This window comes from Streptomyces sp. SAS_270 (genome assembly GCF_052543295.1).
Window position 1 is genome coordinate 1 of record NZ_JBMNDS010000134.1, and the last position, 16,266, is coordinate 16,266.

Annotated in this window: 12 protein-coding genes; 6 read left to right on the forward strand and 6 right to left on the reverse strand. The window is 72.5% G+C overall.

Annotated features, from left to right (window positions below; translation table 11 throughout):
• Positions 1-85 precede the first annotated feature (85 nt).
• The 3 genes from ACN6LB_RS44110 to ACN6LB_RS44120 all read right to left on the reverse strand — a co-directional run bounded on the left by ACN6LB_RS44110 (position 86) and on the right by ACN6LB_RS44120 (position 5,094).
• Complete coding sequence (locus tag ACN6LB_RS44110) at positions 86-877, reverse strand: S1 family peptidase (protein ID WP_356139995.1); 792 nt, start codon at positions 875-877, stop codon at positions 86-88.
• A 282-nt stretch (positions 878-1,159) separates the two neighbouring features.
• Positions 1,160-3,994 carry a helix-turn-helix transcriptional regulator gene (locus tag ACN6LB_RS44115; RefSeq protein WP_445030835.1) on the reverse strand — a complete coding sequence of 945 codons (2,835 nt, stop codon included), beginning with the start codon at positions 3,992-3,994 and terminating at the stop codon, positions 1,160-1,162.
• Positions 3,995-4,224: 230 nt separating this feature from the next.
• Entirely contained in the window at positions 4,225-5,094 is an 870-nt protein-coding gene (locus ACN6LB_RS44120; RefSeq protein WP_445030836.1) for a response regulator transcription factor, read from the reverse strand.
• A 128-nt stretch (positions 5,095-5,222) separates the two neighbouring features.
• On the opposite strand from ACN6LB_RS44120, the gene ACN6LB_RS44125 reads away from it, so the two are divergent.
• Both ACN6LB_RS44125 and ACN6LB_RS44130 read left to right on the forward strand, forming a co-directional pair.
• A complete protein-coding gene (locus ACN6LB_RS44125; protein WP_356139992.1) occupies positions 5,223-6,902 on the forward strand; it encodes an AMP-binding protein in 1,680 nt (559 codons plus the stop codon).
• Complete coding sequence (locus ACN6LB_RS44130) at positions 6,899-8,503, forward strand: AMP-binding protein (protein WP_445030837.1); 1,605 nt, start codon at positions 6,899-6,901, stop codon at positions 8,501-8,503. The genes ACN6LB_RS44125 and ACN6LB_RS44130 overlap by 4 nt, the downstream gene beginning before the upstream one ends.
• A 16-nt stretch (positions 8,504-8,519) precedes the next feature.
• On the opposite strand, the gene ACN6LB_RS44135 is transcribed toward ACN6LB_RS44130, so the two are convergent.
• The gene (locus ACN6LB_RS44135; RefSeq protein ID WP_445030838.1) at positions 8,520-8,852 is read right to left on the reverse strand and encodes a hypothetical protein; all 333 of its coding nucleotides are present in this window, start codon (positions 8,850-8,852) and stop codon (positions 8,520-8,522) included.
• 208 nt (positions 8,853-9,060) lie between these two features.
• Between ACN6LB_RS44135 and ACN6LB_RS44140 the strand changes: the two genes are divergently transcribed.
• Positions 9,061-9,717, forward strand: a complete 657-nt coding sequence (locus tag ACN6LB_RS44140; RefSeq protein ID WP_445030839.1) for a response regulator — start codon at positions 9,061-9,063, stop codon at positions 9,715-9,717.
• Between the two features lie 40 nt (positions 9,718-9,757).
• Positions 9,758-11,779, forward strand: coding sequence for a histidine kinase (locus ACN6LB_RS44145; RefSeq protein WP_445030840.1), 2,022 nt, complete (start codon positions 9,758-9,760; stop codon positions 11,777-11,779).
• 3 nt (positions 11,780-11,782) lie between these two features.
• Here ACN6LB_RS44145 and ACN6LB_RS44150 read toward each other — a convergent pair whose 3' ends face one another.
• Positions 11,783-12,637, reverse strand: a complete 855-nt coding sequence (locus tag ACN6LB_RS44150; RefSeq protein ID WP_445030841.1) for a hypothetical protein — start codon at positions 12,635-12,637, stop codon at positions 11,783-11,785.
• Positions 12,638-12,916: 279 nt separating this feature from the next.
• Here ACN6LB_RS44150 and gcl point away from each other — a divergent pair, with 279 nt between their 5' ends.
• Positions 12,917-14,701 (forward strand): glyoxylate carboligase, encoded by a 1,785-nt coding sequence (gcl, locus tag ACN6LB_RS44155; protein WP_445030842.1) that lies wholly within the window; start codon positions 12,917-12,919, stop codon positions 14,699-14,701.
• 127 nt (positions 14,702-14,828) lie between these two features.
• Positions 14,829-15,677 (forward strand): alpha/beta fold hydrolase, encoded by an 849-nt coding sequence (locus ACN6LB_RS44160; RefSeq protein ID WP_445030843.1) that lies wholly within the window; start codon positions 14,829-14,831, stop codon positions 15,675-15,677.
• Positions 15,678-15,927: 250 nt separating this feature from the next.
• Here the strand turns inward: ACN6LB_RS44160 and ACN6LB_RS44165 are convergent, their stop codons facing one another.
• The gene (locus ACN6LB_RS44165; RefSeq protein ID WP_445030844.1) at positions 15,928-16,152 is read right to left on the reverse strand and encodes a hypothetical protein; all 225 of its coding nucleotides are present in this window, start codon (positions 16,150-16,152) and stop codon (positions 15,928-15,930) included.
• Between the last annotated feature and the right edge of the window lie 114 nt (positions 16,153-16,266).

Here is a 16,266-nt window from a genome sequence, read left to right on the forward strand (position 1 = left end):
CTTCCGATCTCGTTGCGGGCCGCTCGTGGTGGCCCGCAACGCCCCCTGGTATTCACCTGATGGGTGCTCAGGAGTCCTTGGGTGACTACGAGTTGATCTGCGCCGTCACCAGGCTGGAGAAGGTCGTCAGCCGGGTGTAGACACCCGGGTGGCCGGCCTCGGCGCAGCCGTCGCCCCATGAGGTGATGCCTGCCAGGACCCCTCCGATGAGCAGCGGACCGCCGCTGTCGCCCTGGCAGGTGTCCACGCCGCCGGAGGTGTATCCGGCGCAGACCATGTCGCTCGCCACGTAGTCGGACCCGTACGAGCTCCTGCAGCTGGAGTCGGACACGATCGGGACGGTCGCGGTCCGCAGCTGGTTGGAGGAGCTGCCGTTCTCGGAGGTCGTGCCCCAGCCCACGATGCGGGCGGTGGTGCCGGTCGCGTACACGCCCGTGTTCGTGGACGACACGTACTTCGCCGTCGTGTACGACATCGACGTCGACAGGGTCAGCACGGCCACGTCGTCACCGTTGGTGGCGTCCGTGTAGTCGGGGTTGACCCAGATCCTGCTGACCTTGCTGACAGTGCCGTTCGTGCCGTTCAGGTAGGTTCTGCCGCCGACGACGCGGACGCTGCTCGTGGTCTCGCCGACCATGCAGTGGGCGGCGGTCACGACCTTGTTGGCGGCTACCAGGGTGCCACCGCAGAACTGGTTCTGCGAGGCGTCGGTGATCTGCATCATGAACGGGTACGCGGTCGTCGTGGTCGTCGTGCCGCCGACGATGGGCTGGGGGGCGGCGACGGCGCCGGGAGCGGTCAGCAGAGCGGTCGCGGCGGCGGCAGCGGTCGCCGCACAGACGGCGGCGGTCTTCTTGAGACGGTTGAGCCCGAACATGGGTCTCCTCGGAGGTGGCCGGTGGGGGGACGCGCGGGTGGGGGGTGGTGCACGGGGACCGCGGGACCGGACCCCAGTGCCCGAGCGAGCGGCACGCCTTCACGCTAGAAGTCGCCATGGGCTCCTCCCAATGAGGGAACCCCCTAGGGGAGTTCGGGGAGGGAAAACCCTCGGTCGACGCGCGTAAACCTCCGTGAGCGTAACGCCGACCAGGGCTTGTTCATGTGCAGCGACGCGAGGGTCCGCGCACCGGGACCTGCGCAGGTGAGGTGAGGTACGGCGTCAGCCGGTCCGGCGTTCCGCCGCCAGCCGTACGATGTCCACCCGCGACCGGATCCCCAGCTTCCGGTAGACCCGGGTGAGGGTCGCCTCGACCGTCTTGACGCTGATGAACAGGCGCGCGGCGATCTCGCGGTTGGTGGCGCCCTCCATGACGAGCGCGGCGACCTGACGTTCCGTCGCGGCGAGCGTGTCGAGGGCGGCGGAGGCGAGCGGCGGCGCGGCGGGTCGCGCCGCGGCCGTGGTCTCCACCTGGCGCAGCCACGGCAGCGCGCGGCACCGGCGGAAGAGCCGGGAGGCCTCGTCGTAGGTGGTCGGGCCCGGCGTGGAGCTCCCCGCCGCCCGGGCGGGGCCGAGCGTCAGGCCGGCCAGGGCGTACGCGGCCCGCGCCTCCTCCAGGCCGTAGCCCAGCTTGGCCAGCCGGTCCTGCACGGAGGTCAACTGCCGGGTGGCGGCCGCGTGTTCGCCGCGTGCGGCGCGTACCAGCGCCTCGGCCCGGTCGAGGACGGCGAGCACGCTCTCGCGCCCGAGCCGCAGTGCGCGCGTGCGCGTGACGTCGATGACGTCCTGGGCCTCCACCGGCTCGCCGATCCGCACGAGCGCCTCGGCGAGGTCGCCGTGCCAGCGGCCGCGAGCCGGGTCGGTGATGCCGAGGCCGCGCTCAAGTTCCCGCACCCTGCGCAGTGCCTCGACCGCCGCCTGGGCGTCACCGGCCACCAACTGGGCGTATCCGAGGGCGCCGAGGGCGCGGGAGAGGTACATCAGGTCGCCGTTCTCCTCGGCGTACGCCGCCGCTTCCCGGGCGAGCGCGAGCCCCCGCTGCACCTCGCCGCCGGAGGCCTCCGCGAGCGAGGTGAGCATGGCGGAGGCGCCTTCGCCGATCCCGGTGTCGCGAGCCAGCCGCAGGCTCTCCCGGGCCAGTTCGAGTGCCTGGCCGCAGTGCCCGGAGCGCAGTTCGGTCTCGGCGAGCCCGCGCAGGAAGTGCACCTCGCTCTCGACCATGCCGCGCCGCCGTGCCTCGCGCAGCAGGGTGGTGACCGCGGCCCGCGCCTCGGGCAGCTGGTCGCTCATGATCAGCCAGCGGAACCGGGCCGCTCCGGCGCCGTTGTGGTGGCACGCCGCTCGCGGGTCCTGGGGCTCCTTCAGCGCGCGCTTGATGGTGGCGGGCGCGTCCGGGTGGCCCATCAGCGTCTCGGTCTGGGCCTGGAAGGCGAGGGCCATGAGCTCGGTGCGCCGGTCGCCGGCGCGCTCGGCCAGCTCCGCCGCGCGCGCGGCCTCCGCACGGCACTCGGTGAAGTCGCCCTCCACGAGCAGGGCCCGCCAGGCCAGTTGGTAGCGGACCAGGGCGAGCAGCCGCGGGTCCTCACCCGCGTCGGCGAGTGCCTGCGGGAAGGCGGCGTCGACCTCCGACATGGCGTGGCCCGCCGTGTCGATCACGATCATCCAGGCGCGCACCCGGTCGGAGGGCTCGGTCGCGGTGCTCAGTACCTCGCGGGCGATCTCCCGTGCGAGGTCCAGGTCACCGGCGGTGACCGCGTCCTCGGCCGCCAGCAGCCGCCGCTCGTCCGGGCCGGGCCGGACGTCCGGCGGGGTGTGCCGGGCGGCCAGCAGACCCAGTCCGGCGGCGACCGACGGGGCGCCGCGGTCCCGGGCGGTGGCCGCGGCCGCACCGAGCCGGTCGGCGACCTCGGGATCGGTGCCGGTGGTGGCCAGGGCGAGGTGGCGGGCCCGCTCGATCGGGTCGGAGGCCGCCGTGGACAGCGCGGCATGGGCGGCGCGCCGTTCCTGGGCGGTCGCCTCGGCGTACAGGGCGGCGGAGATGAGCGGGTGCGCGAAGCGGATGCCGGGGGTCTCGCGCTCGGTGGCGAGCAGGCCGAGGGCGGCGGCCGAGGCCGTCTCCGCCTCCGCGTTCTCGCGGCCCGCGGCGTGCAGCAGCGTGAGGGTGGGGCGGGCGCCCGCGCTGACGACGAGCAGGGTGCGGCGGGCCTCGGCGGAGAGCATCTCCAGCCGGTTCAGGACGAGCGCGCGCAGCGAGGTCGGCACGGGCAGCGGCTCGCCCGGGCTCGGCGGGGTCGGTGACTCGGCCAGCGCGCGGCCGAGCTCCAGTGCGAAGAGGGGATTGCCGCCGCTGGTGCGGTGGATGTCCCGCACGGTGGACCGGGGCAGGTCGGTGTGACCGCGGCGGGCGAGGAGTTCACCCACCTGGGGGCGGGTGAGCGGATTGACCCGCACGGCCAGGGTCTCGGGCGGGGACGCGCGTAGATAGCGGTCGTGCGGGGTTCCCTGCGGGTCCGTGCCGGTGCGTACGGCGCACAGCATGCGCACGGGCATTCCGCCGAGGCGGCGGGCGGCGAAGCCGAGCAGTTCGGCGCTGGCCGGGTCCAGCCACTGCAGGTCGTCGGCGACGATCAGCACGGGCCCCTCGGCGGCCAGGGCGCGCAGCACGGACAGCACCGCGAGCCGAAGGGCGAGACCGTCGCGTTGCAGGGTGGACTCGCCGCGTCCGGTGAGCGCCGATTCGAGGGCGGTGCGCTGCGGGGCGGGCAGTTTGTCGGAGACCTCGTCGACGACGAGCCCGAGGAGGTCGGCGAGCGCGAGGAACGGGAGATGGGATTCGGACTCGGTGGCCGAGCAGCGCAACACGGTGCGGGCCGATTCGGCGTATTCCGCGGCCAGCGCGCGCAGTACGGCGGACTTTCCTATTCCCGCCGGGCCGTGCACGAGCACGCTGCCTCCGCCGGCGAGATGCTCACGGGCCCCCGCGTACACCTCCTCCCGGCCGATGACCAGGTCGGGGCGCGGTCTCGCAGGTTCGTCGAAGTCCCCTCGCACGGTCACCGCTCCCCTCACGTGTCGTGTCCGGGCCAATATTAGGCAATGTTTCTTTGAATTTCGGAGGGTCGGGGTGGTGAGGGAAATAACAAGAGATCGGCATAGAGGGATTCAGAGGCGGGCCGGCTGAATGGCGACCGAATGGAGAGGGTTCGCGGAACGGTCAAAAGGGGACGAGCGGACGGCTGTGGCGGCAATCCCGCCCCGCTCCCGCGTAATGGCCCAGTCCAATACGCCTACGGCAGCAAGCCGGCCCGCCGCGCCGCGACCACCGCCTCCAGCCGTGTGTGGGCGCCCAGCTTCCGCATCGCGGAGCGCAGGTACCCCTTCACCGTCTCCGGGCGCAGCCCCAGCCGCTCGGCCACGCCCGCGTTGGTCACCCCGGCCGCGACGCACGCGAGGACGTCCACCTCGCGCGGCGCCAGCGTGACGGCCCGCGCGTCCGCTCCAGCCCCGGTCCCGGCCCCGCGGCCGGGTTCGTTCGCGGCCGCACCGACCAGGCGCCCGCAGGCCTCCAGCAGTTCCGCCCGCAGGGCCGGGTCCACGATCCGCGGCGCCAGCGCCCGCAGCGCCCCGTGCGCCTCGCGCACCTCCTCCCACGCGGCCGTCTCCATCCCCGCAGTGGGCTGCCGTGCCACGGTCAGCAGCCCCTGCGCCTCGTCCCGCACGACCAGGGCCTGCTCCACGTCCCGCGCCGCCGCCACGGCCGCGCCGAGCGTGCGGTCACCGAGCGGCTGCACCGTGCGAAGGGCGCCGTACAGCACTCCGCGCACCCGACGCCGTACGACGACGGGGACGGCGACCACCGAACACAGGCCCTCCGTCGCGACCGCGATGTCGTACTCGTGGCTGATCTGCCGCGAGGCGGAGTAGTCCGTCACCGCGCACGGCCGGGCGAGGGCCACCGCCTTGCCGCCCAGACCGTTGCCCGACGACACCGCGAGCGCGCTGAGCGCGGCCGTCGCCGTGCCGCTGAGTTCGCTGATGCGAACGTGCTGTCGGCCGGGCTCGACCAGTCCGCCGAAGGCGACCGGCAGCCCCGTGGCGCGCCGCAGCCGTACCAGCGCGCCACGCAATTCCACCGCCTCGGCTGCGTCTGCTGCCACCTGCTCGCCCCTTCATCGCGGCGCACCCCCGTTCGGGGGTGGTGAGATCTGCATCACGAATACACGATGCTAGGGCCTGGGTCGAAAGTGCTACCTGCCGGGCGGCTGTGCAGCATCGAGGAGGACACATGACGGCGACGACGGGTGCGACGAGCGGCTTCCGCGCCGCGCGGGACTTCCTGCTGGAGCACCGCGAGGACTACGCCACGGCCTACGAGGGCTTCACCTGGCCCCGCCCGGACTGCTTCAACTGGGCCCTCGACTGGTTCGACGTGATCGCCCGCGACAACGACCGCACCGCCCTGCACATCGTCGAGGAGGACGGTGAGAGCGCCGAGTTCTCCTTCGCCGCGTTGGCGGAGCGCTCGAACCGCGTGGCCAACTGGCTGCGCGCGCAGGGCGTCCGCGCCGAGGACCGCATCCTCGTCATGCTCGGCAACCAGGTCGAACTGTGGGAGACCGCCCTCGCCGCGATGAAGCTGCGCGCCGTCGTCATCCCGGCCACCACCCTGCTCGGCCCCGCCGACCTGCGCGACCGGGTCGAGCGCGGCCGCGTCAGGCACGTGATCGCACGGGCCGAGGACGCGGAGAAGTTCGACGACGTGCCGGGCGGCTACACCCGGATCACCGTCGGCGGCGAACGGCCGGGCTGGCGGTCGTACACCGAGGCGGACGGCGCCGAGGCGGCTTTCGTGCCGGACGCCCCCACCCGTTCGGATGACCCGCTGATGCTCTACTTCACCTCGGGCACCACCGCCCGCCCCAAGCTCGTCGAGCACACCCACGTCTCGTACCCGATCGGGCATCTGGCGACGATGTACTGGATCGGGCTGAAGCCGGGCGACGTGCACCTCAACATCTCCTCGCCCGGCTGGGCCAAGCACGCCTGGTCGAACCTCTTCGCGCCCTGGAACGCCGAGGCAACGGTCTTCATCCACAACTACACGCGCTTCGACGCGCCCCGTCTGATGGCGGAGATGGACCGGGCGGGTGTGACCACCTTCTGTGCGCCGCCGACCGTGTGGCGCATGCTCATCCAGGCCGACCTGACCCAGCTGCGGACGCCGCCGCGCGAGGCGGTCGCGGCGGGGGAGCCCCTGAACCCCGAGGTGATCGAGCAGGTGCGGCGCGCCTGGGGCGTCACCATCCGGGACGGCTTCGGGCAGACCGAGACCGCCGTCCAGGTCTCCAACAGTCCGGGGCAGGAACTGAAGACGGGCTCCATGGGCCGCCCCAGCCCCGGCTTCCGCATCACGCTGCTCGACCCGGTGTCGGGCGCGCCCGGTGCGGACGAGGGCGAGATCTCGATCGAGCTGTCCGCGCGTCCCGTCGGCGTGATGACCGGCTACCACGGAGACGCGGACCGTACGGCGGAGGCGATGGCCGGCGGCTACTACCGCACCGGCGACATCGGCGCCCGCGACGCGGACGGCTACATCACGTACGTCGGCCGCGCCGACGACGTCTTCAAGGCCTCCGACTACAAGATCTCCCCCTTCGAGCTGGAGAGCGCGCTGCTTGAGCACGAGGCGGTGGCCGAGGCGGCCGTGGTGCCCGCCCCCGACGAGCTGCGGCTGTCGGTGCCCAAGGCGTACATCGTGCTGGCGGAGGGCTGGGAGCCCGGTCCCGACACCGCGAAGGTGCTCTTCGAGCACTCCCGCACGGCCCTGGCGCCGTACAAGCGCATCCGCCGCCTGGAGTTCGGCGAACTCCCCAAGACCGTCTCCGGCAAGATCCGCCGGATCGAGCTGCGCGAGGCCACGGCCGCGGGCTCGTCGGACGAGTACCGCGAGGAGGACTTCCGATGAGCGAACCGGCGTACACACACGGAACGAGCGGGACAGCCCTGCTCGGGGACACCATCAGCGCCAACCTCGACCGGGCGGTCGCGGCCTGGCCGGACCGGGAGGCGCTCGTCGACCTGCCGTCCGGGCGGCGCTGGACCTACACGCGGTTCGCCGCGGACGTCGACAGGCTGGCGTACGCGCTGCTCGCCGGCGGGGTCGGCAAGGGCGACCGGGTCGGCATCTGGGCGGTCAACTGCCCCGAGTGGGTACTCGTCCAGTACGCCACCGCCCGCATCGGCGCGATCATGGTGAACATCAACCCGGCCTACCGCACCCACGAGGTCGAGTACGTCCTCAACCAGGCCGGAATCTCCCTGCTGGTCGCCTCCCTCGGCCACAGGACGAGCGACTACCGCGCGATGGTCGGGCAAGTGCGCGGAAAATGCCCGCAGTTGAGGGAGGTCGTGTACATCGGCGACCCGAGCTGGGAGGCGCTGATGGCGCGCGGGGCGTCGGAGAGGGAGGCGGAACTCCGCGCGCGTGCGGGCGAGTTGTCCTGCGACGACCCCATCAACATCCAGTACACCTCGGGCACGACCGGCTTCCCCAAGGGAGCCACCCTCTCCCACCACAACATCCTCAACAACGGTTATTTCGTGGGGGAGTTGCTCTCCTACTCCGAGCAGGACCGGATCTGCATCCCGGTGCCCTTCTACCACTGCTTCGGCATGGTGATGGGCAACCTCGCCGCCACCTCGCACGGCGCGTGCGTGGTCATTCCCGCGCCCTCCTTCGACCCGGTGGCGACGCTCCGCGCGGTCGAGCAGGAGCGCTGCACCTCGCTGTACGGCGTACCGACCATGTTCATCGCGGAGTTGAACCTGCCCGACTTCGCGACCTACGACCTCACCTCCCTGCGCACCGGGATCATGGCGGGCTCGCCCTGCCCGGTCGAGGTGATGAAGCGGGTGGTCGCCGAGATGCACATGGAGGAGGTGTCCATCTGCTACGGCATGACGGAGACGTCCCCTGTGTCGCTGCAGACGCGCCGCGACGACGACCTGGAGCACCGCACAGGCACCGTCGGCCGCGTGCTCCCGCACCTGGAGGTGAAGGTCGTCGACCCCGCCGGAGTGACACAGCCGCGCGGCACCTCCGGGGAGCTGTGCACCCGCGGCTACAGCGTCATGCTCGGCTACTGGCAGGAACCCGCGAAGACCGCCGAGGCCATCGACCCCGGCCGCTGGATGCACACCGGGGACCTGGCGGTGATGTGCGACGACGGTTACGTCGAGATCGTCGGCCGCATCAAGGACATGATCATCCGCGGCGGCGAGAACGTCTACCCGCGCGAGATCGAGGAGTTCCTCTACGCCCACCCGAAGATCGCCGATGTCCAGGTGGTCGGCGTCCCCCACGAGCGCTACGGCGAGGAGGTCCTCGCCTGCGTCATCCCCCGCGACCAGGCGGACCCGCTGACGCTGGAGGAGCTACGGGCTTTCTGCGAGGGGCAGTTGGCGCACTACAAGATCCCCAGCAGGCTGCGGATCCTGGAGTCCTTCCCGATGACGGTGTCCGGGAAGGTCAGGAAGATCGAGCTGCGGGAGGGGTACGGCGAGTAGGGCGCTCTCGGTGGGGTCAGCTCCAGCTGCCGAGATCGGGCGCCGGAATGACGATGGGCGTGTCGTCGCACAAGTAGTCGCCCGCGTAGGCGCAGGAGGTGACGGGGTCCGGGTCCACGGGATCCACCGGGTCCACGGGAACGACGGGGTCCACCGGATCCACGGGGTCCACCGGATCAACGGGGTCAACGGGGTCCACCGGATCCGTGCAGTCGTCCAGCACCGATGAGTCGCAGATGCCCGGGACGTCGTCGGACGAACCGCCGCCGTCGCTGCCGCATGCGACCGCGCCCATCAGCAGAATGCCGGACAGGCCGGTGAGCGCGGCGAGTTGAAGTTTCGTACGCATGGATCCCCCGTGGTTCGCTGCCTTGCGATTCGGTGCCACCATGGGCCTTCCGCGAGCCCGGCACATGAGGCACGGGTCCCGGCCGGGGCGGGCAGCGTGCCCGCGACCGACGGGACGCGGCACGCCGCCACCGGGACACCGCCCGCGGGACGCTGGTGGGCGGGGCACGCGGGCGCAGCGGACCTGCCGTATCCCCGCTGGAGGAAGCGTGAGCGGACACTCCGCGGTCCGGGTGGTCATCGCAGACGACCACCCGATGTTCCGCTACGGCCTCAGAGCCGTACTCGTCGAAGGGACCGAGGTCGAGGTCGTCGGGGAGGCGGCGAGCGGTGAGGAACTGCTCGCGGTCGTCGAGCGGACGAGCCCCGATGTCGTCCTGACCGACCTGGCCATGCCCGGGCTCGACGGCGCGGCCGCCACCCGTTCCCTCCTCGCGCGCCACCCGGACCTGGGCGTCCTGGTGCTCACCATGCACGAGGACGACCAGGCGCTGATGGGCGCACTGCGCGCCGGGGCCCGCGGCTACCTGCTCAAGGGCGCCGACCGCACGGAGATCGTCCGCGCCGTGCTGGCCGTCGCCTCCGGGGACGCGGTGTACGGCGAGGCCGTCGCCCGCCGGATCGTCGCCTTCTTCACCGGCGCCCACCGGGACTACGCGGCCCAGGTCTTCCCCGAACTCACCGAACGCGAACGGGAGGTGCTCGGGCTCATCGCCACCGGCTGCGGCAACCACGAGATCGCCCGGCAGCTCGTCCTGTCGGAGAAGACGGTCCGCAACCATGTGTCGGCCGTCCTGTTCAAGTTACGGGTGCGCGACCGTGCCGCCGCGGTCGCCAAGGCACGTGACGCCGGACTGGGCACCTGACCCGGGGCTCCCGCCGGCGCCGGCGGGAGCCCCGGGTCGCGTGGCCGACCGGCCGGCGCGGACCGGGGGCGCGGCCGTGCGTGCGGTCGCGGGAGCCGGCGTGTTCCTGGCCGTCGCCGCGGTGGCCTTCGCCGGCTGGACGTCGGCCCTGCCGCACGCCGGGCGCGTGGGGCCCGCCGGTTCCTGGCCGTGGGTGGCCGCCATCGGCGGCGCCAGCGTGGTCTGGGCACTGACCGGCGCGGTGCTCGCCCTGCTGCGCCCGCGCAACATCGTGGGCTGGCTGATCCTCGGGGTCGGTGTGACGTCCGCCTGCGAGGTGGGACTCGTGGCGTACGGCGGCTACGGCACGAGCGTCGCCGACCCGGCGTGGCCGGCTGCCCACGTCGCCGTGTTCCTGGCCGGAGGGATGTTCGTGCCCGGCTGGCTGGTCCCGCCCACCCTGCTGATGGCCTTCTATCCGGACGGCAACCTCCCGCGACGCTGGTGGCGTCTGCCCGTCGCCGCGGCCACCGCGGGCATCGTCGTGCTCACGTTCACATCGCCCTTCGATCCGGAGCCCCACCGCTACTTCTTCCCCCACGGGCCCCCTCCGGCGAGCCTGCCGCCCGCCGTGCTCACCGCGCTGCTCGAAGGGGTGTGCCTGCCGCTGCTCGTTCTCTCCGGCACCGCCATCTGGATCGGCACCGTCGTCCGGCTCGCCCGCGCCCGCTCCCCCCAACGCCAGCAACTGGCCCTGCTGGTCTGCCTGGAGGGCTTCCAGGTCGTCGCGATCGTGCTCACCGTCCCGGATGTGCCGCGCTCCGTGATCGCCGCGACCCTGCCGCTGGCCATGACGGTCGGGGTACTGCGCTACCGGCTGCTGGGCATCGAGACCGTGCTGCGCCGAGGGCTCGTCTACGGGGCGCTGACCGGCTGCGTGATCGTGGTCTATCTGGTGGCGACCGCGGTGGTCGGCTCGGCCCTGGACCGCCGTCCGCTGCCCGGAGTGGTGGCGGCCGCGCTGGTCGCGGGGCTGCTCTCCCCGATGCGGGACCGGTTGCAGCGCGCGGCGGACCGCTTCGTCTACGGCGCCCGACAGGATCCGCTGCGCGCGGTCACCCGGCTCGGTGACGAGATAGCGGGCGCGGAGGAACTCGATCTGCTGTCGGCCGCGCTGAGGGTCGTCGTCGGCGCCCTGCGAGCGCCGGGCGCCGTCGTGGTGGGCAGCGGTGGCCGCGTCCTCAACTCGGTGGGGGCGCAGCCCGTCGCAGGCCGGGCGATGCCGCTGCGGGTCGGCGGCCGGGACGTCGGCACCCTCACGGTGGGCGAACGCGCGCCGGAAGAGACCTACAGCGACGCCGAGCTGCGCCTGCTCTCCGCGCTGGCCCTGCAGATCGCCGTCCTCGTACGTGCGCTGGAGCTCACCGAGGCCCTGGAGGCGGAGCGCGACCGGGTGGTGAGCGCCACCCGCGGTGAGCGCGCCCGGCTCCAGCACGACCTGCACGACGGACTCGGCCCTTCACTGTCCGGAATGGGACTCGGGCTCCAGGCCCTCTCCGAGGCGCTGGCCCGGGGCGACACCGCCACCTGTGAGGAACTGCTGGACCGGATCCGGGCCGAGGTCACCCTGTCGATCGGGGAGATCCGCCGCATCATCGACGGACTCCGCCCCACGGTGCTGGACGCACTCGGGCTGATCGGTGCCGTACGGGAGCAGGCCAGGACCGTGTCGCTGGTCGTCCCCGTCGACGTCACCACCGTCCTGCTGCCGAAGCTGCCGCCCGACGTGGAGACCGCCGCCTACCGCATCGTGACGGAGGCGTTGACCAACACCGTCCGGCACGCGCACGCCCGTCGGGCCGCCGTCGCCGTCGCACTGGACGGCACGTCGCTGCGGGTCGTGGTGAGCGATGACGGTCGCGGAGTGTCCGAGGCGGCCGCGGGCGTCGGCCTCGCCTCCATGCGGCGGCGCACCGAGGCGCTGCACGGTGTTCTGACCGTCACCTCCGGGGGCGCGGGCACCACCGTCACGGCCACGTTTCCGCTGCGCGACGGCTCCTGCCGCCCGCCCGGGGAGGCGTGAGGGTCAGGCGCCGGCGGCGATCAGCTCGTCGGCCGGGCTGTTCACCGGCTGCGGGGTGCCCGTGAGGTCGAGGAGGAAGAGCGGGACCCCGAGGGCGTCGGCGCGGGTGCGGGCGTCGTCCGCGTAGCCGGCGAGGGAGAAGTAGACGCAGCGCGCGGAGTCGGTCATGGAGGTCAGCCAGAGGCACTCGACGTCGCGCAGCGAGGCCGGGCGCACGGTCGGGTCCACCTGCGCCAGGATGCCCCGGGCGGCGAGCCCGATCCCGGACGGCGGCCGCTGGTCGGCCCGCCGGATGTCCCGGTAGCCGAGCCAGCGCAGATACAGCGCGGCCGCGGTGACGGCGTCCCGGGCGGTGCGGATGGTGACCGGCTGGAACGCGGCGCGCGGCGCGGAGGCCGTCCGGGGCAGCGGGGTGTGGTCCGGGATGCGGCGGGTGCCGGGGGCCGGACTGTTCCTGCTCGCTTCCGTTCCCGGGGACGTGTCCGGGGTCGAGGTGTCGGACGTGTGCGCACGGGTGTCCCGGCCCGGCTCCGGGTCCGGGTCCGGGTCCGCCTCGATGGTCGTGCCCGGCACGCGCTCGGCGCGCAGCGGGCGCCGTACTCCCCGGACCGGTATGCGCAGCACCGTCCCGCAGTCGCACCCCAGCTCGGGATGGGGCCACTGGTCCTCCCGGCCGCATGTGCCGCAGCGGACCGTGACCCAGTCCTCGTCCCAGGTGCGGTGGGTGACCGGCGCCGGGTTCGCGAGGCGGTCGAGGGGCGGCACGACGGGGGCGCCGCACACGCAGGGATAGGACGGCGCGGCGTAGAGATGCTCGCGGCGGCAGTCGGGGCACCGCACCGGCACGCTCTCGGCCATGGGCCACTCCAGGACGTCACGTCGGGGACAGCGTTTCCCTCAGAGCCTGTGTCCCATCGGGACAGCGACCCCATCGTCCTCCTGCGAGGGGTCCGACGGCAGGGAAACGCCCACTCTTGACGCCCCTGGGCCCGCCACCTACATTGATTCCAGATAGTAGAAGTTAGTTTCCGCAATACGGAATTTATACGGAATCCGTGCGGGAATCGATCCGGACTCGGGCAGCTCTCGCGGGGCGCGACGGGAGCGCGAATCCGACAGCCGAAGCAGGAGTACTCCATGGCTCGTATGACCGCTGCCCGCGCGGCAGTCGAGATCCTCAAGCGCGAGGGCGTCAGCAACGCGTTCGGCGTCCCGGGCGCGGCGATCAACCCCTTCTACGCCGCCCTCAAGGCCTCCGGCGGGATCGGTCACACCCTCGCCCGGCATGTCGAGGGCGCCTCGCACATGGCCGAGGGCTACACCCGGACCCACCCGGGCAACATCGGCGTCTGCATCGGCACCTCCGGCCCGGCCGGCACCGACATGATCACGGGTCTCTACTCCGCGATCGGCGACTCGATCCCGATCCTCTGCATCACCGGCCAGGCACCGACCGCCGTGATCCACAAAGAGGACTTCCAGGCCGTCGACATCGCCTCGATCGCCAAGCCGGTCACGAAAATGGCGGTCACCGTGCTGGAGGCGGCCCAGGTCCCGGGCGTCTTCCAGCAGGCCTTCCACCTGATGCGCTCCGGCCGTCCCGGGCCCGTCCTCATCGACCTGCCCATCGATGTCCAGCTCACCGAGATCGAGTTCGACCCGGAGACGTACGAGCCGCTGGCCGCCTACAAGCCCGCCGCCACCCGCGCGCAGATCGAGAAGGCGATCGGTCTGCTGGGCGAGTCCGAGCGCCCCCTGATCGTCGCCGGCGGCGGTGTCATCAACGCCGATGCCTCCGAACTCCTCGTGGAATTCGCCGAGTTGACCGGTGTGCCGGTCGTCCCGACCCTGATGGGCTGGGGCATCCTGCCCGACGACCACGAGCTGAACGCCGGCATGGTCGGCCTGCAGACCTCGCACCGCTACGGCAACGCGACCTTCCTGGAGTCCGACTTCGTCCTCGGCATCGGCAACCGCTGGGCCAACCGCCACACCGGCAAGCTGGACGTCTACACGGCCGGCCGCAAGTTCGTCCACGTCGACATCGAGCCCACCCAGATCGGCAAGATCTTCGCCCCGGACTACGGCATCGCCTCCGACGCGAAGGCCGCGCTGGAGCTGTTCGTCGAGGTGGCACGGGAGTTGAAGGCCGCGGGCAAGCTCCCCGACCGGTCCGCCTGGGCCGCGTCCGCGCAGGAGCGCAAGGCCACGCTCCAGCGCCGTACGCACTTCGACGACATCCCGATCAAGCCGCAGCGCGTCTACGAGGAGATGAACAAGGCCTTCGGCCCCGAGACCCGGTACGTCACCACCATCGGCCTCTCGCAGATCGCCGGCGCCCAGATGCTGCACGTCTACCGGCCGCGGCACTGGATCAACTGCGGCCAGGCGGGCCCGCTCGGCTGGACGATCCCGGCCGCCCTCGGCGTCGCCAAGGCCGACCCGGACGCCCAGGTCGTCGCGCTCTCCGGCGACTACGACTTCCAGTTCATGCTCGAGGAACTGGCCGTCGGCGCCCAGCACCGGATCCCGTACGTCCATGTCCTGGTGAACAACGCCTACTTGGGCCTCATCCGGCAGGCGCAGCTCGGCCTGGACATCAACTTCCAGGTCAACCTGGAGTTCGAGAACATCAACTCCCCGGAGCTGGGCGTCTACGGCGTCGACCACGTCAAGGTCGTCGAGGGCCTCGGCTGCAAGGCGATCCGGGTCACCGACCCGGGCGAGCTGGGCGCCGCCTTCGAGCAGGCCAAGAAGCTCGCCGCCGAATTCCAGGTGCCGGTCGTCGTCGAGGCGATCCTGGAGCGCGTCACCAACATCGCCATGAGCAAGACGAACGACATCAGCAACGTGGCGGAGTTCGAGGAACTCGCGACCGAACCGGGCCACGCGCCCACCTCGATCAGGCCGCTGAAGGTCTGACACACCTCTGGCACACGGCCAAAAGCTCAACAGGCAGGCGCAGGGCGGCTCATCGGGGGGATGAGCCGCCCTGCCCCGTACCCGAGCCGCTCTTCCCAGGCCCCCGCGAGCCCGGCATGCTCGCCCCATGCGTCTGACCGTCCCCACCCCCCTCGGTGACATCGCCGTACGCGCCCATGGCGAGCCCGGTACGTCCGCGGTGCTGCTGCTGCACGCCAACCCCGGTGACGGCCGTGACTTCGACGCCGTGCTGCCCGCCCTCGCGGACCGTCACCGCACCTTCGTCGTCGACTGGCCGGGCTTCGGCGACTCGACCGCGAGCGAGCCCGGCCGCGTCACCCCCGAGCGTCTGGTGGACGTCGCCGAGCGGGTCCTCGACGTGCTCGCCGCCGAGCAGGGAGTGCGGCGGATCGCCGTGGTCGGCAACAGCGTGGGCGGCTATGTGGCCTGCCGGCTGGCGGAGGGGCGGCATGCGCGGGCGGTGACGGCGCTCGCGCTCGTCGACCCGGCGGGGTTCACCCGGCTGAGCCCCCTCACCCGCTGGTTCTGCCGCGAGGTCATGGGGCGCCCGGCCCGCGCGCGTCGGCTGGTCGTACCGCTGGCCCGCCTCTACCTGGGCGAGCTGCGCACGCCGAGCGCCCGGGCGACGTACCGGCGTGCCCGTCAACTCCCGGGGAACACCGCTCGGTTGGAGGCGCACTGTGCGATCTGGCGCGGATTCGCGGAGCCGGGGTTCGGGCTGCGCGACCCCGGCGCCCTGCGAATTCCTGTGCTGTTGCTCTGGGGGAGCCGGGACCCGGTCGTCCCGGCCCTCCTGGACGGGCGCAGGGCCCGCCGGGCGCTGCCCGCGCACACGGTGAGCGTGGTGCTTCCCACGGCCCACGAGCCGTACAACGAGCGCCCGGACCTCTTCCTGCGGCACACGCTGCCGTTCCTGAAGAACCCGGCGGGCGTCGGCGCGGTCCGCCCGCGCTGAGCCGGAACGCAGCAGAGCCGCGTCCCACGGTCCCCCCGGATCCGTCGTGACGCGGCTCTGTGATGCCCCCCGGCAACCTTCCCCGTTCGGGGCCCGCCGCCCCCGTGCCGGCGGGCCCCATGCGTCGAGAATGTGCCCGTACCCGGGGGGAGTTGAAGCCCCCGGGGCCGTGTTCAGAGGTAGATTTGAGGGTTCCGTACGCCGCGTACGCACGCTGGAGTACACAGCGGGGGTCTCACCGGACGGGAACTCACTCGGCCGGATGCTCCGACAGACCGGGCCAGTCGTCGGGGCCGCCGCCCTGCCAGTCGATGATGTCGCTCTCCTCGACCTCGATCTCGTCGAGGTCGGAGCGGCGCAGGATGTCGACGACGTCGTCGAGGTGATAGGCGATCCCGAGGGTCTCGTCACCCGCGGTGACCCGCCGGGAACCGTCGAGACCCGGGGCGTGCACGACGATGCTGGGAAGGTCCATGCCCCAAGCCTCCTGCGCGGCGACCGGATCCGCACCCTGAACGCATGCCGCGGGGGGGGGGGGGGGGGGGGGGGGGGGGGGGGGGGGGGGGGGGGGGGGGGGGGGGGGGGGGGG